This window comes from Arthrobacter sp. FW305-BF8 (assembly GCF_021789315.1).
Taxonomy (GTDB): Bacteria; Actinomycetota; Actinomycetes; order Actinomycetales; family Micrococcaceae; genus Arthrobacter.
The window spans coordinates 743,167-761,782 of record NZ_CP084561.1 but is presented as its reverse complement, the minus strand read 5'-3'; the positions used below and the strand labels follow the sequence as shown (position 1 = coordinate 761,782).

Annotated in this window: 15 protein-coding genes; 9 read left to right on the top strand and 6 right to left on the bottom strand. The window is 68.4% G+C overall.

Annotated features, from left to right (window positions below):
• Nucleotides 1–191: 191 nt before the first annotated feature.
• Genes LFT45_RS03505 through LFT45_RS03495 form a run of 3 tightly spaced genes read left to right on the top strand, consistent with a single transcriptional unit; the run spans nucleotide 192 to nucleotide 3,256 of the window.
• A complete protein-coding gene (locus tag LFT45_RS03505) occupies nucleotides 192–1,325 on the top strand; it encodes an ABC transporter substrate-binding protein (RefSeq protein WP_236806649.1) in 1,134 nt (377 codons plus the stop codon).
• Complete coding sequence (locus LFT45_RS03500; RefSeq protein ID WP_236806647.1) at nucleotides 1,318–2,505, top strand: FecCD family ABC transporter permease; 1,188 nt, start codon at nucleotides 1,318–1,320, stop codon at nucleotides 2,503–2,505. The genes LFT45_RS03505 and LFT45_RS03500 overlap by 8 nt, the downstream gene beginning before the upstream one ends.
• On the top strand, nucleotides 2,498–3,256 hold the full coding sequence (locus LFT45_RS03495; RefSeq protein WP_236806645.1) for an ABC transporter ATP-binding protein: 759 nt from the start codon (nucleotides 2,498–2,500) through the stop codon (nucleotides 3,254–3,256). Before LFT45_RS03500 ends, LFT45_RS03495 begins: the two co-directional genes overlap by 8 nt.
• Before the next feature lie 137 nt (nucleotides 3,257–3,393).
• Here LFT45_RS03495 and ppc read toward each other — a convergent pair whose 3' ends face one another.
• Nucleotides 3,394–6,204 (bottom strand): phosphoenolpyruvate carboxylase, encoded by a 2,811-nt coding sequence (gene ppc / locus LFT45_RS03490; protein ID WP_236806643.1) that lies wholly within the window; start codon nucleotides 6,202–6,204, stop codon nucleotides 3,394–3,396.
• A 115-nt stretch (nucleotides 6,205–6,319) separates the two neighbouring features.
• Nucleotides 6,320–6,652: a hypothetical protein gene (locus tag LFT45_RS03485; RefSeq protein ID WP_236806642.1), complete on the bottom strand. Its 333-nt coding sequence runs from the start codon at nucleotides 6,650–6,652 to the stop codon at nucleotides 6,320–6,322.
• A gap of 76 nt (nucleotides 6,653–6,728) precedes the next feature.
• On the opposite strand from LFT45_RS03485, the gene LFT45_RS03480 reads away from it, so the two are divergent.
• Complete coding sequence (locus LFT45_RS03480; protein ID WP_236806641.1) at nucleotides 6,729–7,547, top strand: DUF1684 domain-containing protein; 819 nt, start codon at nucleotides 6,729–6,731, stop codon at nucleotides 7,545–7,547.
• Nucleotides 7,548–7,675: 128 nt separating this feature from the next.
• Here LFT45_RS03480 and LFT45_RS03475 read toward each other — a convergent pair whose 3' ends face one another.
• Nucleotides 7,676–8,908 (bottom strand): acyl-CoA dehydrogenase family protein, encoded by a 1,233-nt coding sequence (locus tag LFT45_RS03475; protein ID WP_236808933.1) that lies wholly within the window; start codon nucleotides 8,906–8,908, stop codon nucleotides 7,676–7,678.
• Nucleotides 8,909–8,970: 62 nt separating this feature from the next.
• Complete coding sequence (locus LFT45_RS03470; protein WP_236806640.1) at nucleotides 8,971–9,801, bottom strand: SDR family NAD(P)-dependent oxidoreductase; 831 nt, start codon at nucleotides 9,799–9,801, stop codon at nucleotides 8,971–8,973.
• Nucleotides 9,802–10,002: 201 nt separating this feature from the next.
• Here LFT45_RS03470 and LFT45_RS03465 point away from each other — a divergent pair, with 201 nt between their 5' ends.
• The 4 genes from LFT45_RS03465 to LFT45_RS03450 all read left to right on the top strand — a co-directional run bounded on the left by LFT45_RS03465 (nucleotide 10,003) and on the right by LFT45_RS03450 (nucleotide 15,232).
• On the top strand, nucleotides 10,003–11,265 hold the full coding sequence (locus LFT45_RS03465) for a glycoside hydrolase family 76 protein (protein ID WP_236806639.1): 1,263 nt from the start codon (nucleotides 10,003–10,005) through the stop codon (nucleotides 11,263–11,265).
• Nucleotides 11,266–11,428: 163 nt separating this feature from the next.
• Entirely contained in the window at nucleotides 11,429–12,475 is a 1,047-nt protein-coding gene (locus tag LFT45_RS03460) for an iron ABC transporter substrate-binding protein (RefSeq protein ID WP_236806638.1), read from the top strand.
• Between the two features lie 4 nt (nucleotides 12,476–12,479).
• Nucleotides 12,480–14,072 carry an ABC transporter permease gene (locus tag LFT45_RS03455; protein WP_236806637.1) on the top strand — a complete coding sequence of 531 codons (1,593 nt, stop codon included), beginning with the start codon at nucleotides 12,480–12,482 and terminating at the stop codon, nucleotides 14,070–14,072.
• The gene (locus tag LFT45_RS03450; RefSeq protein WP_236806635.1) at nucleotides 14,069–15,232 is read left to right on the top strand and encodes an ABC transporter ATP-binding protein; all 1,164 of its coding nucleotides are present in this window, start codon (nucleotides 14,069–14,071) and stop codon (nucleotides 15,230–15,232) included. Before LFT45_RS03455 ends, LFT45_RS03450 begins: the two co-directional genes overlap by 4 nt.
• A 103-nt stretch (nucleotides 15,233–15,335) precedes the next feature.
• Here the strand turns inward: LFT45_RS03450 and LFT45_RS03445 are convergent, their stop codons facing one another.
• Nucleotides 15,336–17,009, bottom strand: a complete 1,674-nt coding sequence (locus tag LFT45_RS03445) for a glycoside hydrolase family 32 protein (protein ID WP_236806634.1) — start codon at nucleotides 17,007–17,009, stop codon at nucleotides 15,336–15,338.
• A gap of 94 nt (nucleotides 17,010–17,103) precedes the next feature.
• Entirely contained in the window at nucleotides 17,104–17,712 is a 609-nt protein-coding gene (locus LFT45_RS03440; RefSeq protein ID WP_236806631.1) for a YdeI/OmpD-associated family protein, read from the bottom strand.
• 142 nt (nucleotides 17,713–17,854) lie between these two features.
• Between LFT45_RS03440 and LFT45_RS03435 the strand changes: the two genes are divergently transcribed.
• The gene (locus LFT45_RS03435) at nucleotides 17,855–18,583 is read left to right on the top strand and encodes a VOC family protein (RefSeq protein ID WP_236806629.1); all 729 of its coding nucleotides are present in this window, start codon (nucleotides 17,855–17,857) and stop codon (nucleotides 18,581–18,583) included.
• Nucleotides 18,584–18,616 lie beyond the last annotated feature (33 nt).

Genomic DNA, 18,616 nt, shown 5'->3' with positions numbered 1-18,616 from the left:
CCTTCTGCAAGGGTCCTCTGAAAGTAGCACCGGGCCCTGACGCCGACAAGGGAACGAGGCGCGGACAAGGGAACGGCGCGGGCCGGCAGGTCCGGGCAGCTGGACCGGCCCGTCCTCGAACGCAGGAGAAAGCGTTGACAGCCCTGCCCTTGAAGCGGATGCTGTGAAGACCCACGCGCAGGGAGTCAACGATGACAGCTGCAGACCTAAACCGCCGCGCCGCCCTACAGGTGTTTGTTGCAGGCGGCTCCGCCGCCCTGCTGGCCGGATGCGGCGCATCCGGCACCGCCCCGCCGTCGTCCCCTCCCGACAGCACCAACAGCATCAGCCTCACGGACCAGCGCGGCAAGACCCTGTCCTTTGACTGGCCGGTGGCCCGGGTGGTGACCATCCCGATGCCGTCGGCGTCCCTGCTGGTCGCCGTCGACCGCAGCGCCGACCATCTCGCGGCCATGCACAACGCCTCCTGGACGGCCATGCGCGACGGCATCATGGGCTCCATGTTTCCCGGCGCACTGGACCTACCGCACGACATCGCCACCCAGGACTTCACCGCCAACGTTGAAAGTATCCGGGCCCTCAACCCGGACGTGGTGGTCCAGTGGTCGGACGCGCAGCTCATCGAGCCCCTGGAGAAGGCGGGGCTTCAGGTTCTGGGGCTGAAGAACTCCGGCACGCAGGAGGATGTGGACGCCTGGGTTGCCATGTTCGCCGCGATGCTCGGCAAGCCCGAGCGTGCCGCCGAGCTCAAGACCCGGAGCGACCGGGAGCTTGCCGAGGTCAAGTCCCTCGCCGCCGGGCGCGCGTCCAAGGGCCCGAGCATCCTGTACTTCAACCGCTTCACCGGCGGGCTCAAGGTGGCCGGTGCCAACAGCTACAACGACTTCTACATCAAGCTGGTGGGCGGCTCCAACCCGGCCACCGGCAAGGACCCGCTGACCGGTTCCGGCATGCTGGGCGTGGACATCGAGCAGGTCCTGCGCTGGGACCCCGAGGTCATCCTGCTGGGTAACTTCGACGCCGCCATGGCGCAGGACATCTACTCGGACCCGGTGTGGCAGAACGTGGCCGCGGTCCGCTCGAAGCGCGTGTACAAGGTACCGCTGGGCGGCTACCGCTGGGATCCGCCCGGGCAGGAGTCGGCGCTGATGTGGCACTGGCTGGGCGACATCGCCTTCCCGCAGCAGAGGTCTGCCGTGCGGAGCAAGGCCTCCGAATACTTCAGGTTCCTGTACAACCACGAACTCACCGGCGATGAGCTGGACAAGATTCTCCGGACCGCAGAGAACGGGCAGTCCGCCAACTACCGGCAGTTCAATGCTTGATGAGGCGGGCTCCCCGCGGCTGGGCAGGCGGCTGCGCCCGGCACTGCCACCGGCGCAGCCGGCACTGCCACGGGCGGGCCCGGCTGCCGGCCCGGGCGGCGCTGAAGAGCGGCAGGCACTGGAACACAGGCTTGGGAAACGGGAGGCGGGAGAACGACGGCGGGAACCCGCCGTCGTCGTTCCCGTTGCCCTCAGTGCCTGCTTCCTTATCGCCGTGGCGGTGCTGGCGCTGGCGGTGGGTCGCTACAGCGTGCCGCTGGACCACGTGGTCCAGATCCTGGCCGCACAGCTCGCCCCGGTCCCGGTTCAGGCCAGCGGCACCGAACAGAACGTTGTGCTGCTGGTCCGGCTGCCGCGGATCCTGCTCGCCTTGCTGGTGGGCGGCGGCCTGGCGATTGGCGGCGCAGCGCTGCAGGCCATTTTCCGCAATCCCCTCGTCAGCCCCGAGATCATCGGTGTGTCTGCCGGCGCATCCTTCGGCGGAGCCCTGGCGCTGCTGCTCGGGCTGGGTCCGCTCCTCCTGGTGGGCGGCTCCTTCGTGTGCGGGCTGCTGGCACTCGGGACCCTGTTCCTGATCACCTCGGGCCGCGCCGGGACGCCGATGCTCATGATCGTGCTCGGCGGCGTGGTCACCGGGTCCTTCTTTTCAGCCCTGGTGGCCCTGGTGACCTACATTGCGGACCCCAACACCACGCTGCCCGCTATCGTCTTCTGGCTCCTGGGCAGCGTATCCACGGCAACCTTTGCCAAAGTAGCGGTGGCCCTGATCCCCGTCCTTGGCGGGGCCGCGGTCCTCGTGGCCCTGCGCTGGCGGATCAACGTGCTGTCCCTCGGCGACGAGGACGCGGCCGCCCTGGGCGTGCGCCCGCGCCCGCTCCGCTGGGTGGTGCTCGTGGCGGTGGCGCTCATCGTGGCCGGCGCGGTGGCAGTCAGCGGGGCCGTCAGCTGGGTGGGCCTGGTGATCCCGCACTTGGCCCGCATGTGGGTGGGGCCGGACCACCGTGTCCTCCTGCCCGTCTCTTTCCTGCTTGGCGGCGCCTACATCGTTCTGGTGGACACCATCGCCCGCACGGCCACCGCCGGGGAGATCCCGCTCGGCGTCCTCACGGCCCTGATCGGCGCGCCCGTGTTCTTCCTGCTCCTGCGCCGGAACCGCGAGAAGGTCTGGGACAGTGCTTGAACTCGACGCCGTGGGCTTCGGCTACTCGCCCCGGGACTGGGTGTTCCGCGGCGTCAGCTTCCGCGTGCCGCCGGGGACCGCCACCGCCGTGCTGGGTCCCAACGGCAGCGGCAAGACCACGCTGGTGCGCTGTGCCGCCGGGTTGCTGGACCCGCAGGAGGGAACGGTCCGGCGGAGTGAGAGCGCCGGCTACGTCCCGCAGGCCCACGGCAGCGCCTTCGCCTACCGGGCGCTGGACATGGTCCTGATGGGGCGGGCGCGGCACGTTGGCGTGTTCCGGACACCCGGGCCATCCGACCACAACGCAGCCCTGGAGGCGATGGAGCGGGTGGGCGCGGCCGGGCTGCGGGACCGGCGTTTCCCCACCCTCAGCGGGGGCGAGCAGCAGCTCATCCTCATCGCCCGGGCGATCGCCGCCGGCTCGCCCATCCTGGTGCTGGACGAGCCCGCCACCGGCCTGGACCTGAAGAACCAGGCACGCGTCCTGACGCTGCTGCGCGAACTGATGGCCGACGGCATGGCACTGCTCCTCAGCACTCACCATCCCGACCACGCCCTGCACCTTGCCGACCGGGTGGTCCTGCTGGGCCGCTCGGGCGTCCGGACCGGACACGCTGCGGAACTCCTGACCGACGCCGAGCTGTCCGCCCTCTACGGCGTGCGCGTGAGCACCGTCGCGTACTCCGACGACGGCGACGGCGTCCCCAGCACGACGCCCTGCCGGACCATCGTGGTGCACTACGGCCCCTGACGCGTCCTCACCTTTCGCAACAATTCCAGCAACGCTTCCTCAGTTCCCGTCGCTTCAGGCCAAACCCTCCCGCATCGGGCGAGGACGCGTTAGGAAGGAACCGACGAAAGGTGAGGAAGCGTCCGCGGCGGTAGGGGCTACCCGGTGTTGCGGAGGCCGGCTGCCACACCGTTGACGGTGATGAGCATGGCCCGCTGCAGGCGCTCATCGATCTCCCCTGCGGAAATGCTGGCACCTTCCGCCCGCACGCGGCGGAGCAGTTCCACCTGCAGGTAGCTGATCGGGTCGAGGTACTGGTCACGGATTTCCAGGGACCGCTTGAGCGTGGGCTGGGCGTCCAGCAGCAGGTTCTCTCCGGTAAGGTTCTGGATCTCGGAGACGGTGAGTTCGTACTCTTCGCGGATGGCGCGGAAAAGATGGTGCAGTTCCGCCGGGACCAGGGTGTCCACGTAGTATCCGGCGATCTCCATGTCCGTCTTGGCGAGGGTCATTTCCACGTTGGACAGCACGGAGCGGAAGAAGTGCCAGCCGTGCATCATCTCGACGAGCTGGGCGGAGTTCCCCGCTTCCCGTGCCGCCTTCAGCCCGGAGCCGACGCCGAACCAGCCCGGCACGATCTGCCGGGACTGGGTCCAGCCGAACACCCACGGGATGGCACGCAGGCCACCAAGCCCGGCACCGGAATCCGGGCGCTTGGACGGGCGGGAGCCGATGTTCAGGGAACCGAGCTGCTCCACCGGCGTCGAGGCCAGGAAGTAGGCCGGCAGGTCCGGGTGATCGATGAGGCTGCGGTAGCGGGCGAACGCGGCGTCGGAGATGGTCTCCATGACGTGCCCGAACCGCTCGCGCTGGTCGTCCGAGGTGCGCGGCGTGCGGTGCAGCGCAGAGCCCTGGAGTACGGCGGCGAGGGACAGCTCAAGGTTTTCCCGGGCAAGTTCCGGCAGGGAGTACTTGTCCGAGATGACCTCGCCCTGTTCGGTGAACTTAATTTCACCTTCGAGGACGCCGTTCGGCTGCGCCATGATGGCGTCGTAAGTGGGTCCGCCGCCGCGGCCCACGGATCCACCGCGGCCGTGGAACAGGCGCACGCGGACGCCGTGCTTGGAGGCGATGTCGCGCAGCTTCCGCTGGGTCTTGTGGATTTCCCACTGGCTGGTCATCACGCCGGATTCCTTGTTGGAGTCCGAGTAGCCGAGCATGACTTCCTGGACATCCCCGCGCAGCCGGACCAGCTCGCGGTAGGACGGGTCGGACAGCAGCTGGTCAACGATCTCCGCAGAGGCACGCAACTCCTCGACGGTCTCCAGCAGCGGTGCGAAGCCAATCTTGGCGTACGGGGCGTCGCCGAAGATGCTGACCAGGCCGGCCTCGCGTGCCAGGACGGCAGCGGCCAGAACGTCGTCGGCGCCGCGGGTCATGGAGATGATGTAGGTCTCGATGACGTCCGGGCCGTACGTGCGCAGGGCGCGGCGGATCTCACGGAAGACGTCGTACGTGCCGTCAGCGGCGCCGTCGAGCTTGATCGGGTGGCCGGACAGCGGACGGCGGGACGCGAGCTCTGCGCTGAGGACCTCGAGGCGCTCGTCCCGGGTCAGTTCGGCGTACCGGATGCCGGGACCGCCGAGGCGGTCCATGAGCTGGCCGACCGCGTCGTGGTGGTGGTCGGCGTGCTCGCGGATGTCGAGGGTGGCCAGGTGGAGGCCGAAGGAGGCGATGGCGCGGCGGACACGTGCCAGCGCGCCGTCCGCGGCAAGGGACGCCGAGTGGTTGCGCAGGGACAGTTCCAGCAGTTCGAGTTCGGCGATGAGCTCCTCGGTGGAGGTGTAGTCACGCCCGGGCTGGTGCTTGGAGCCCGCGGACACACGCTTGCCGGTGTTGATGAGCTTGGCCTTGATGCAGGTCAGTTTCAGCCGGTAGGGCTCCTGGGCATTGAGTTCCAGGATGCGGCGGTCCAGGCCGGGCAGCTTCGCGAGATCGGCGTCGATCGAATTGAGGAGCGCCTGGTCGGCGCCGGCGAGGGCCGTGGAGTTGGACAGGACGGAGATGAGCTCGTCGATCATGGCAATGCTGATCCGGACCGCATGCTGGTTCTGCAGCTGCAAAATCTCGTGCGTGACGGCGGCCGTGACGTTGGGGTTGCCGTCACGGTCACCGCCGATCCAGGAGCCGAACCGGATCGGGGCGTTCTGGGCCGGCAACGCGACGCCGTGCTCGCCGAGGAGTTCCGAGAAATCCGTCAGCATCTCCGGCAGCGCATCCGTCAGGATGCTCTCGAGGTAGTAGATGGCGTTGCGGGCCTCGTCCACCGGCGTGGGCCGGACCTGGCGCAGTTCGTCCGTCTGCCACATCTGGTCGATCATCTCCGACAGCTGCCGGTCCTGCCGGCGCCGGGCGCTGGTGCCCTCCTCGGTGGGCTGGGCCAGCACGTCCGAGAGCTTGCGGATCTTGTCCAGCACGGAGCGGCGGGACGCCTCCGTGGGGTGCGCGGTGAAGATCGGGCGCACATCCAGCTCGTTGACCACTTCCTGCAGCACCGCCGGACCGGCCTGCCGCGCAATGTCCTCGATGGCCTTGGCCAGCCAGCCGTCCTTCTCCTGCCGGGTGCGCAGCCCGCGGACGCGGTGGACCTGTTCGGCAGCGTTGGCGAGGTGGAAGTAGAAGGCGAAGGCGCGGACCAGGTCGGTCGCCTGCTCGAGCGGCAGGGAGGCGAGCAGCTCACGGACCTGGGCAACGACGTCGTGCGCGCTCCACGGGCCGGTGGCCTCCGCCCCGCCCCGGGCGGCCTCCTTGGATTCCTTGGTCAGCAGGCGCACCTGCTCCACCAGGTCGAGGAGCTCGGGGCCGTGCTGGCGGACCAGGGATTCGCCCAGCAGGGTGGAGACCCGGCGCACGTCGGCGCGGAGTTCGGCGGCGAGATCTGTTTCTGAATTCATTGCAGTGTCAGCCATGGAAACTATCTTTCGAGTGTTCGACTTTGGCTCGTACACTGCGCTGGATACTGTGAGCCCGGTTACTGTTCCTATGGGATGTTACCCGCAGCCGGCCGGAGCCCGGGAATATGTCTCAGATGCTGTCAGGACCTTGAACTGGAACGGCCGGTGCCTGTAGAGGGGCCGCGGGCAACCGGATCCGGGCCGAATACGGACCGTTCGCCTGCGGTCCGGGACCGGCGCTGGGCGCTTCATGCCGCTTTAGTTTCTGTTCCTCCCGCGCCGCCAGCGCCTCCGAATGCGTCGGGGTGCCGGTGGCCGGATCGAACCCCGCCAGGGCGCTTCCCAGCGTTCCCGCAGCGCCTTTCGGATCGACGCCGCGCTTCTGTACGGCCATCCCCGCGAGGGTCAGCGCCGCCACGATGGCAACGCAAACCAGCACCGTCAGAACAATGTCCAAGGCCATACCCCAAGGCTACGCCTGCCGCCGCCCGGGGTTGACCCCTAAGCTGGCCAGATTGGCATACACCGTTGGAGGACACATGAGCACCGCAGCAGACGCCCAGCTGGAGCGCTGGCTCCGCTTCCGCAAAGGCCGCAACAGCGCACTCGCTGCCGAACACGGCTGGCTCACGCTCACGTCGTTCCAGTGGCTGGAAAGCCAGCCCGCCGCCGTCGACCTCGTCCCCGGGCTGTGGTCAGCGGACGGCACGACGGCGACGCTCACCGCCGCGGCGTCCGACGGGCTGACGCTCGTGGAGACCGGGAATCCGGTGGACGGGACAGTCACTGCGCGGCTCGCCAATGAGGACTCGCTCATGTGGGTGCAGTTCGGCGGCGCGGACGGCCGGCAGGTTGTGGTGGAGCTGGCGAAGCGTGCGGACAGGTATGCGGTCCGCACCCGGGACTCCGCGTCGCCGGTGTTCACCGAGTTCGACGGCGTGCCCACCTTCGATTACCGGCCCGACCTTGCAGTTGAGGCCAGGTTCGAGGCCTACCCGGAACCTGTGGACGTGCCCATTTCCACGGCCAATCCGCTGGTGGACGGGGTGCACCGCACCGTCGGCGAACTGGTGTTCCGGCTGCCGGGCAAGGACCACGAGTACCGGCTCCACGCGGAGGAGGAGAAGCTCGGCGCCCTGACAGTCACGTTCCACGACGAGACGAACGGCGACACGACTGACGAATGGCGCAAGGTGTCCACGGCGCGCCCGCGGCCGGACGGCTCCGTAGTTTTGGACTTCAACCGCGCCATCAACTACCCCAGCGCCTTCACGCCCTACGGAACGTGCCCCATGCCGGTGAAAAACAACAGCCTGGACGCCCGCATCGAGGCCGGGGAGAAGCAGCCCGCCTCCTGAGGCTCCCCTTTAGCGCGAACCTTCAACTCGCCCGTCCAGCGCGAACTGGCACGTAATGCCCTCAAAACGGAGATTTGAGGTCATCAGCTGCCAGTTCGCGCAGGAGCCGGGCCGGGGAATGAAGCCACCTAGACGATCGCGGAGACCCCTGTGACTGCACGGCCCACGATCAGCGTGTTGACCTCGTACGAGCCCTCGTAGGTGTAGATGGCCTCGGCGTCGGCGAAGATCTTGGCCATCCGGTAGTCCGTGACGATGCCGTTACCGCCCAAAATGGACCTTCCCATTGCCACTGTTTCGCGCATCCTCGCCGACGTGTACGACTTGGCCAGCGCCACCTGCGCCATGCCGACGCCCTGCTCCTGCAGCTGCCCGCTCTCATGCAGCTGCCCGGCCTCCTGCAGCTGCGCGATCCGGGCCATCATGCCCATGCTCGCCACGGCATTGCCCAGCATGGACACCAGCTGCTGCTGGATGAGCTGGAACCTCGCCAGCGGCCGGCCGAACTGCTGGCGTTCGACGGCGTATTGCCGGGCGACGTCGAACGCCGCCAGCTGCTGCCCCACGGCCTGCCACGCGACCATAATGCGTGATCCGCGGAGCAGTTCGTTGGTGTCGTCGAAACTGCTGATGCCCGCAAATCGGTCCGCCTCGGCAACCCGCACGTTATCGAAAACGATGTCGGCGTTCTGCACGGTGCGCAGCGCGATTTTGTTCTCAATCCGGCTGCGGCCCACTCCGGGCAGGCTGGCGTCCACGATGAAGCCACGGACCGCGCCGTCAGCCTCGTCCCGCGCCCACACCAGCATGTAGTCGCAGAACGTCCCGTTGCCGATCCACCGCTTGGCGCCGTTGAGCACCCAACAGTCCCCGCCGCCGTCGGCCTCGCCGGTACGGCCCGATACCCGGCGCGCCCGCGTCTCCATGCCGCCGGCGACGTCCGAGCCGTGGTCCGGTTCGGTCAGGGCAAACGCGCCCGTGGTCCTCAGGTTCGAGGCGTCGTTGAGGTACCGGTTCCGCTGGTCCTCGGAGCCAAACCGGTAGAGCGACTCGACGAAGAGGTCGTGGTGGACCAGGAAAAACGTGGCGATCGACGTGTCCACGCGCGTCATCTCTGCGATCACCAGCCCGGCGAACAGGTGGCTGTAGCCGCGCTGGGCGGGGGTGCTCAGCTCCAGGGCGGCCAGCTTGGGCAGGATGTGCGCCGGAAATTCGGCCTTGTTCCACCAGTCCCCCGCGAACGGCGCGATCTCCGCGGCCAGGAACTCCCGCAGTTCGCCCAGCTTGCGCTGTTCGGAGGCGCTGAGCAGGGACTCGTAGCCGAAAAAGTCGGCGGTGGGCAGGGTGTCGACGGCGGATATCGCCCGGGTGGCCCCGCCCGGTTTGGTTCCGGTCACTTCGGTGGAGGGAAGTCCAGTTCCGGTCACTTCGGGCCCATCCGGATGGCGCCGTCGAGGCGGATTGTTTCGCCGTTGAGCATGGCGTTCTCTACGATGTGCGCGGCGAGGTTTGCATACTCGGCGGGCCGCCCCAGCCGGGACGGGTGCGGCACCTGCCGGCCCAGTGACTCCTGCGCCTCCTGCGGCAGTCCGGCCATCATCGGGGTCTCGAAAATTCCGGGCGCAATGGTCACCACGCGGATGAGGGACCGGGCGAGTTCGCGGGCCAGGGGCAGGGTCATGGCGGCCACTCCGCCCTTGGATGCAGCGTAGGCAGGCTGGCCGATCTGCCCGTCGAACGCGGCCACCGAGGCGGTGTTGATGATCACGCCGCGTTCCTCTCCGCCGAGCTCGGTGACAGCAGGCTCGGTGGCGGCCATCGCAGCGGCGGCCAGCCGAACCACGTTGAAGGTCCCCACCAGGTTGATCTGGATGACACGGTGGAAGGTCTCCAGCGGCAGCACGCCGTCGCGCCCCAGGACCTTGCCCGGCGTGGCGATGCCGGCGCAGTTCACCACGATCCGCAGTGGCCCCAGCCCGACGGCGGCGTCCACAGCGGCCTGCACCTGGTCCTCGCTGGTCACATCCGCCGGAACGAAAACCGCTTTGGGGGCTGCCACCTCGCGGCCTGAAACGGTGCCTGCAGGGTTCTGCGGGCCGGCAGCATTCAGCTCGTCGGCGTATGCGGCGCCGGCCGAGGTGCCGAGGTCGGCGAGAACCACAGAGGCGCCGGCGTCGAACAGCCGCCGGGCCGTGGCGGCGCCCAGGCCGGATGCACCGCCCGTGATGAGCGCGACGGAACCCTCGATTTCCATACATCCTCCTTGATGCGGAACCGGTCGATGCGGGTCCGGATCCCGGCCGCGAACGTTAGTTAGTGAATGTTAACTGAAATGGGCGCCGTATGCACCCCGCACCACCAACCCCGCGCCGCCCGGTTCGTCCCCCCAGCTTGCCGCACTGGCCGATTGCCACACTGGCGGATTGCCAGGAGGGCGGTTCGCTAGGCTGGCCGAATGATCCAGCCAGATGCCGACGCCACCCCGAATGCCACCCCCGCTCCCGCAATGGCCTGGGCAGAGCGGGCCGACGAGGCCGCACGGTCGGTGACCCATCTGTTCGGCCAGCGGCTGTTCTTCCTGCCTGGGACGCACATCGCAGCCACCGTCCGCCCCTCCGGCCGCATCGAAAACCTCCGCCGCCCGTGGCACTACTGGTGGCAGGCGCATTACCTGGACTGCCTCGTGGACGCGGGTTTTCGCGAACTCGGGAGGGCAGGGCGGCCGCCGGAAAAGTTCGACGGCGGCACCCGGCCCAGCGCCGGCCAGCTCGCCTCGCGGCTGGTCACCGGCATCCGGCTGCGGAATTTCCTGACGTTCGTCAACCATTACTACGACGACATGGCCTGGCTGGCCCTGTCCACACTCCGCCTGGAGCGGCTCGCCGAGGAGAGCCGCCGGCCCAGCACCCGGCGGCAGGAAAAGATCCGCAAGAGCCTGACGCTGCAGTTCGACTCGGCCTCCACCGACGACCTGGGCGGCGGCACGTTCTGGAGCACCAAGCGGGACTTCAAGAACACCCCGGCCACGGCACCGGTGGCGCTCTACTATGCCCGCACGGGCAACACCGCCAAGGCGCAGGCGCTGCTCGACTGGCTGGACGCGCGGCTGTTCGACCCCACGCGCGGGCTCTACCTGGACGGCATCCGAATTCGCAGCACCGGGGAGACCACGCTGGAGGAGGCGATCTACACCTACAACCAGGGGCCCGTCCTCGGCGCCCTGCTGGAACTCGGCGGCGCCGCCCATCTGGAACGCGCTTCCACCGTGGTGTTCGCCGTGGCCGCGCACCTGACCCTGCCAGGCACCACCGGCAACGCCACCGGCAGTCCCGCGCCAAGCCTGGTCCTCCGGTGCGACGGCACCGGCGATGGCGGACTGTTCACCGGCATCCTCACCCGCTACCTGGCGCTGGCCGCCAACGATCGGCGGCTGCCGCAGGACGTCCGGACCACCGCAGCAGGGATGGTCACCGACACTGCCATGGCGCTCTGGGCCGGCCGCCGGCCGATCGCTGCAGGCGAACGGCTGGCCCGGCACGGCCGGGCCGGTGAACCGGTGTTCTCCTTCGAACCCCCCCGACGGCCGGCGGGCGACACATATCCGCCGGGCGCCGCCGTCGAACTTTCCACCCAGCTACAGGCCTGGATGGCCCTGGAGGCGGCGGCGTCAGTGGCAGCGGCGTCAGCAACAGCGGACTCCGGGTTAGGTGCCAATTAGGACACTCAACAGTGTCGTAATTGATGTGATCCTCATCACTTAAGGCCTTTGTCGCTTGGTGCTTAGGTTTGGCTAACCTACAGTTTTTCGAGTGAGCTTCACCTAACTTCCCCAGCTCACGGCGGGCCTGGCCCACGAGACTTTTGCAGAAAGAAGCACCCCGATGAAGATCCGCATTAACGCGCTGGCCGGCATCGCGATCGCCGCCACCGCAGCCCTTGGCCTCTCGGCCTGCGGCTCCAGCACCTCCCCCGCCGCCACGTCCTCGGCTGACGCCTCAAAGGGCGAGATCACGGTCTACAACGCCCAGCACGAAAGCCTCACCAAGGAATGGGCGGACGCTTTCACCGCGGAAACCGGCATCAAGGTGACGCTCCGCCAGGGTGACGACACCGAGATGTCCAACCAGATCGTCCAGGAAGGCGCAGCCTCGCCGGCGGACGTCTTCCTCACCGAGAACTCCCCCGCAATGGCGCAGGTGGAGAACGCCGGCCTGTTCGCCGACGTTGCCAAGGACACGGTTGCCCAGGTTCCGGCGGAGTTCCGCCCCAGCACCAACAAGTGGACCGGCATTGCCGCCCGCTCCACCGTCCTGGTTTATGACAAGAAGAAGATCTCCGAGGACAAGCTGCCGAAGTCCATGCTGGACCTGGCCAAGCCGGAGTGGAAGGGCAAGTGGGCAGCCTCCCCGAGCGGCGCCGACTTCCAGGCCATTGTCTCCGCCCTCGTTGAGCTCAAGGGCGAGGCCGCTGCCGAGGCTTGGCTGAAGGGCATGAAGGAAAACTTCACCGCCTACAAGGGCAACAGCACCGCCATGAAGGCAGTGAACGCCGGCGAGGTTGATGCCGCGCTGATCTACCACTACTACTACTACGGCGACCAGGCGAAGACCGGCGAGAATTCCAAGAACGTCACGCCGTACTACTTCAAGAACCAGGACCCGGGCGCGTTCCTGTCCGTCTCCGGAGGCGGCGTGCTGAAGTCCTCGAAGAACGCCGAGAACGCCCAGGCCTTCCTGAAGTTCATCACTGGCAAGAAGGGCCAGGAAGTCCTGCAGAAGGGCACGTCCTTCGAATACGCCATCGCCTCGGGCGTCCCCGCCAGCGAGAAGCTGGTTCCCATCAAGGAACTTCAGGCTCCCACCGTGGACCCCGCCAAGCTGAACTCCGAGAAGGTCACGGAGCTGATGACCAAGGCAGGACTGCTCTAATTCTGTGACCACGCAAGTATCGGCGCCGGAGACATCCGGAAGCACGACGACGGCGGGCCGGGGCAAGCGCCCCCGCCCGCCTTTCGGCGTTTCCGCGGTAGGCGTCATGGCGGTGCTGATCGCCCTGTTCGCACTCGTCCCCCTCGGCTACGTCGCGGTAATGACCGTGGCCACGGGCTGGGACACCGCCCTTGAACTGATCGTTCGCCCGCGCGTCGGCGAACTGCTGCTCAACACCGTGATCCTGATTGTGCTCACCGTGCCGCTCTGCCTCATCCTGGGCGTGGGCGGTGCGTGGCTCGTGGAACGCACCACGCTGCGGGGCCAGAAGGTGTGGGCCGTGCTGCTCGCGGCGCCGCTGGCCATCCCTGCCTTCGTCAACAGCTATGCGTGGGTTTCCGCTGTGCCGTCCCTGCACGGGCTGTTTTCCGGCGTGCTCATCGCCACGCTCTCCTACTTCCCGCTGGTCTACATTCCCGCCGCTGCGACGCTGAGCCGGCTGGATCCCGCCGTGGAGCAGTCGGCTGCGTCCCTCGGCCTGGGGGCCTGGCGGGCGTTTTTCCGTGTGGTCCTGCCGCAGCTCCGAATCGCGATGACTGGCGGCGGGCTGCTGGTGGCGCTCCACCTGCTGGCCGAGTACGGCGCATTCGCGATGATCCGCTTCGACACGTTCACCACGGCCATCATGGTGCAGTACCAGTCCACGTTCAACGGCGCCGCAGGCACCATGCTGGCCAGCGTGCTCGTGTTCTTTTGCCTCCTCCTGCTGCTGGTGGAGGTGCGCAGCCGCGGCACCGCCCGGTACGCCCGCGTGGGCTCCGGCGCGCAGGCCAAGGCCCTGCGCCTGCCCCTGCACACCTACCAGGTACCGGCCCAGCTGGCCCTGCTCGGCCTGACCCTGCTTGCCTTCGGGCTGCCGCTGCTGTTCGTGCTGCGCTGGATCATTGCCGGCGGTGCTGACATCTGGGCGGCTGACGAATTCGTTCCGGCGCTGTGGCAGACCCTGCTGTACGGGCTGGCCGGGGCCGCGGCCACCACCGTTGTCGCCTTCCCCATGGCGTACCTGGCCGTCCGGCATGCCAGCTGGTTCAGCAAGGCCCTCGAACTGTCCAACTACGTCACCAGCTCCATGCCGGGCATCGTGGTGGCCCTGGCCTTCGTCACCGTCAGCATCCGGCTGGTCCCCGGCGTCTACCAGACGGCCGGCGTCCTGGTGGCCGCCTACATCCTCCTGTTCCTGCCGCGCGCGCTGGTCAACATCCGCGCCGGCCTGGCCCAGGCACCCAAGGAGCTGGATGAGGCGGCCCAGGCCCTGGGCACGCCTCCGCTGCTGTCCTTCATCCGCGTGACGCTCCGGCTCACCGCCCCCGCTGCGGCCGGCGGGGCGGCGCTCGTCTTCCTCGGCATCGCGAACGAGCTGACCGCCACGCTGCTGCTCTCCCCCAACGGGACCCGGACCCTGGCCACCGAGTTCTGGAGCAAGAGCAGCGAAATCGACTACGCCGGCGCCGCGCCGTACGCCCTGCTCATGATCGTGATTTCGGCGCCCATGACCTATTTGCTCTTCCAGCAGTCCAAGAAAGTAGCGGGACAGTGACCGAACAATCCCCGTCCAGGCTTCCGGAACCGCGGATCTCACGGTCCGTGGCGCCAAGCACCAACAGCCACCTGGAGATCGAGGCCGTCACCAAGAACTTCGGCTCGCAGGCCGTCCTCAAGGGCGTGAACCTGTCCGTCGCCAAGGGCGGAACCACCGCGATCGTGGGCCCCTCGGGTTCGGGCAAGACCACCCTGCTCCGGCTGATCGCCGGCTTTGAACACCCGGGCACCGGCAGCATCTCGCTGAACGGTTCCCCGGTGGCGGGCGACGGCGTGTGGAAGCCGGCGCACAAGCGCCACGTCGGCTACGTGGCCCAGGACGGCGCCCTGTTCCCGCACCTGACCGTGGGGCAGAACATCGCGTTCGGGCTCAGTGCGGCAAAGCTCGACGGCGGCCGGCGCGCGGTTAACACGCGGGTCAACGAACTCCTCGAGATGGTGTCTCTGGACACGGCCATGGCCAAGCGCCGCCCGCACCAGCTCTCCGGCGGGCAGCAGCAGCGCGTCGCCCTGGCGCGGGCGCTGGCCCGGGAACCCGAGCTCATGCTGCTGGACGAGCCGTTCTCCGCCCTGGACGCCGGACTCCGGGTGGCCACCCGGCGGGCGGTGGCCAAGGTTCTCAACGAGGCCGGGGTGACCACCATCCTGGTCACCCACGACCAGGCCGAGGCGCTGTCCTTCGCGGACCAGGTGGCGGTCATGCGGGGCGGCAAGCTGGCTCAGATCGGCAACCCGTTCGTGGTGTACACCCGGCCGGCGGACCGCGCCACGGCCGAATTCCTGGGCGACGCCGTGATCCTCGATGCGTGGATGGAGGGCTCACTGGCCACCTGCTCGCTGGGCGGGATCCCCGTCCGCCGACCGCCGGCGCAGGGCCGCGTCCAGCTCATGCTGCGTCCGGAGCAGATTCGCATTGCCGAGGACGGGCCCATCCGCGGCGTGGTGGTGGATACCGACTACTTCGGCCCCGAGACCACCGTGCGGCTCAAGCTCGCCGTGCCGCCCAAGCTGGCCGGCGCCATGCCCGACCACCGCTATCCCGGCGGCGGTGAGGTGATCACCATCCGGCACTGGAACGCGTCCATCGCCCAGCCCGGCACCGAACTCTGCCTGCGCGTGGTGGGCGAAGCCGTGGCGTTCCCGCTCGAGTCCGCCTGACGTTGGGCTTAGTCTGGACCGGCGCCACCTGGCGCACCGTCCGGTCTGGCGCACCGTCCGGTCTGGCCCGCCGCCGCGCCTGAATTCGTCCGTCCCGGCGTGTCTAGCGGGCCGCCAGCACCGTGGCCAGCGGGGTGTACCTGAACGACTTCAGCGTCAGCTTCCCGCCGGGGCTGGCGGCGCTGACCGCCGGCTGCCCGGACCGCGGCAGCACCACCGACGTCAGGGTCTGCTCGCCGCCGTTCACGAAGACCTCCACTGAGGAGTAGTCCACGAAGACGGTCAGGTTCACGCTGCCACTGCGGGGCGGGCTCTGGGCGCTCCTCCGCTCGGTAAAGAGCGGGCCCAGGGCCTCCGCGCCGGGTACCACCGCCGCCCGGCTCACCCACGCCGTGCTTTCCTCGAAGTTGTAGCCCACCGTGGCGTAGTCCGCGCCGCCGCTGCCCAGTTTCAGCAGGGCTTCCGTGCCGTCGTCGCCCGGTGCACGTTCGAGGGTCACGTCCAGCCGGTAGGCGCCGCCGGCGGGCGCGGGAAGCTCGCCGGCGCCCCCCGGGGTGAGCGCCTGGCTGCCTGCCGTCTTGGCTTCGCCGTCCAGCGCGGACAGGGCGGGAGTGGGGGTGGAGACCAGCGTAGGCCGGCCCTGCACGGTCTTCAGCCGGATGTCCCGCACGATCGAGTCGGCGCCGCCCTGCCAGTCGGTAGTGGGCAACTGCCGGGCATACGTCCAGTTGTTCATCCAGCCGATCGCGTGGCGGGACGCCATCCGTTCGTTTTCCGGGAGCCGGGGATCGTCCCAGGTGACGGCGGCATAGAAGTCGGCGCCGGCGTCGAGCCACTGGTGTTTGTCATTGGACGGTGTGAACCGGGTGCCGTCAAAGGTCCCGGTCCAGTAGGCCACGCCGGTGGTCCGGCCTTCCGCGGTGCCGTTCGCGCTGGCGGCCAGGACCCAGGTGCGTTTGGCGGGGTCGCCGTCGAGGTCCAACTGGAAGAGGTCGGGGCATTCGAGGATCCCGAGGCCCTTCCGTTCGAAGCCGGACACGTAGCGCCAGTCCTTGAGCTCCTGTGAGGTGTAGAGGCCGATCTTCTCCCCCTCGGCCAACGCCATGACCCACTGTCCGCGGGCCTCGTCACGGATGATTTTGGGGTCGCGCCAGTGCTGGGCGCCGGGGTTCTCCATGACCGGGTTCCCGTCCGCGGCCTTGAACGTGTAGCCCTTGTCCGTGGAGTAGAACAGGGACTGCCGCTGCACGCCTTTGTCCTGCTGGGTCACGACGGCGACGACGGCCCCCTTGCCGAAGCCGGCGGTGTTGTCCTGGTCTACCACGGCGCTGCCGGTCTCAATGTCCCCGAGCCCGTTCTTGAACTTCTCGATGGCGACGCCTTCGTCCTTCCAGTGCACCAGGTCGGTGCTGGTGACGTGGAACCATTCGGTGCCGTTCCCCTCGGGGTGGTCCGCGTTGTAGAGGTAGTAGTAGTGCCACACCCCGTCCAGCAGGAACGGACGCTGCGGATCGTTCATCCACTCCTTGGCGGGGGTGAGGTGGTAGGAAGGCCGGAACTGCGAGGCGCCCTCCGGCCTGCTGAACGACTTCGGGGCGTCGCTTTGGGCTGGCTGGGTCCCGCTGCGTTGGGGCCCGGCGCCGCCCTGCGTTCCGCCGTCGCCCGAACGCCCCGCCAGGCCGATCACCGCAGCCGCGGCCAGCACCAGAGCCAGGGCCACTGCCGCCGCTATCCAGCGTCCGCGTGGGCTCAGCGTGCGTAGGGAATACCGCTGCATGTTCGCCGTTCGTGTTGGGAGTTGGCACCAATTTTAGCGCGGGCGCCCTGCTGATCGAGCTTGTCGAGCTCAAGCCGACCATGTTTCGACAGGCTCACCGCGCGGGGTTCTGGACCGGACGTTTCTTCTGCGGATACGGCGTCTCGCCGCGGGCCAGCATCTCGACAAATCCGGCGATTTTACGCTCCCGGGTGGAGGCCTGCTTGACCGAATTGGTGCGGTAGATCAGCGCGTACCGGTTCACCGAGGTCAGCACATCGAACATGGCCTGCGCTCCGGGCACGGCGGCGATGGCAGCGGCCAGATCCGCCGGGACCTCCGCCGTCGCCTGTCCGGAATAAGCGGCCTCCCAGCGGCCGTCCGCCTTGGCGGCGTCGACGGCGGCACGGCCCGGATCTGTCATCTTCCCTTCCGCCTCAAGGCGGGCCACGTGGCCCACGTTCCGCGCCGACCAGGGGCTCTTGGCACCCCGCCGGGTCATGCGCTGGAGGTAGCTGTCGCCGTCGCGCTTCTTGACCTGGCCGTCGATCCAGCCGAAGCACAGCGCCTCGTCCAGGGCGGCGTCGTAGTCGAGTTCGGTGACGTTGCCGCCCTTCTTGTGCAGGACCAGCCAGACGCCGGGGCTGTCGCCGTGGTGGGATTCCAGCCACGTCCGCCACGCGGCGGCGTCGGGCACCAGCAGTTCCTCGAGTTCCACAGCCATGCGCCTATTCTGCCTTCACTGCCCCTGGATTCAACCCGGCGCCTCCGGATTCAACCCGGTGCCACGCGATTCAAGACGTGGCATCATGGCCATGTCGGCGCCGTTTTCGAAGATCCTGGTGTTTCGAGTTCGAGGAGAGAGCATGCTGCGTGTCCGCCCCATCCACTTCACGTCCCGGGTCGAACCCTGGGAGCGGCTCCTCACCGACCTGGGGATGATCAAGTCCACCGACGAGGGCTCCTGGCGGGAGTACGATGCCGGGGCGGGCCGTCTGGCGCTGCATCAGGCCGAGCCGGGCGCGGAGGAGGACGGCGTCACGCATTTCGGCGTGGAGGTCGGCGACCTTGAGGAGTTTGCCCGGCGCACCAACCAGTCCGGCGCGGAATCGGATACTTCCTCCGCGGAACTCGTCCGCGCGGACCACGGTGATTCCTGCCGGATCACGGGCGCGGACGGTTTCAGCTTTTTCGCCGACAAAGCCGCCCACGGGGCCCTCTGCGCTGATGCGGATCCGGCGCTGGCCGTGGTGGAGGTCTGGTTCAGCAAGGATGTGACCGCCGCCGCCCAGGCGCTGCGGGACATCGGCGCGCGTTTCCGGCCGGTCCCGGACGACGATGAAACCGCCGACTTCACGGCCAAGAACGGCGGTGTCCTGATGGCCCGGCCCGGTACCGGCGCGGCACACGCAGGACTGGGGTTCGAGTACACCGGCGACCTGAGCGCCCTGCAGGACCGGCTCACTGCCGCGGGACACGACGTCACGCTGACCGAGGAGGCCTTCGGACGCACCCTGCATGTGCCCCACCCGGACAACGACGATGCGGCAGCCCAGCGGGCACCGCTCTGGATCTCCGCCCGGCGCCCGTCGTAGCCCCCGGTCCCCTACCCGCGGCGCCCGTCGTAC

Coding starts and splice junctions, on each gene's coding strand:
- LFT45_RS03505 (WP_236806649.1), top strand. CDS start 192: ATGACAGCTGCAGACCTAAACCGCCGCGCCGCCCTACAGGTGTTTGTT.
- LFT45_RS03500 (WP_236806647.1), top strand. CDS start 1,318: ATGCTTGATGAGGCGGGCTCCCCGCGGCTGGGCAGGCGGCTGCGCCCG.
- ppc (WP_236806643.1), bottom strand. CDS start 6,204: ATGGCTGACACTGCAATGAATTCAGAAACAGATCTCGCCGCCGAACTC.
- LFT45_RS03485 (WP_236806642.1), bottom strand. CDS start 6,652: ATGGCCTTGGACATTGTTCTGACGGTGCTGGTTTGCGTTGCCATCGTG.
- LFT45_RS03480 (WP_236806641.1), top strand. CDS start 6,729: ATGAGCACCGCAGCAGACGCCCAGCTGGAGCGCTGGCTCCGCTTCCGC.
- LFT45_RS03470 (WP_236806640.1), bottom strand. CDS start 9,801: ATGGAAATCGAGGGTTCCGTCGCGCTCATCACGGGCGGTGCATCCGGC.
- LFT45_RS03465 (WP_236806639.1), top strand. CDS start 10,003: ATGATCCAGCCAGATGCCGACGCCACCCCGAATGCCACCCCCGCTCCC.
- LFT45_RS03460 (WP_236806638.1), top strand. CDS start 11,429: ATGAAGATCCGCATTAACGCGCTGGCCGGCATCGCGATCGCCGCCACC.
- LFT45_RS03445 (WP_236806634.1), bottom strand. CDS start 17,009: ATGCAGCGGTATTCCCTACGCACGCTGAGCCCACGCGGACGCTGGATA.
- LFT45_RS03440 (WP_236806631.1), bottom strand. CDS start 17,712: ATGGCTGTGGAACTCGAGGAACTGCTGGTGCCCGACGCCGCCGCGTGG.
- LFT45_RS03435 (WP_236806629.1), top strand. CDS start 17,855: ATGCTGCGTGTCCGCCCCATCCACTTCACGTCCCGGGTCGAACCCTGG.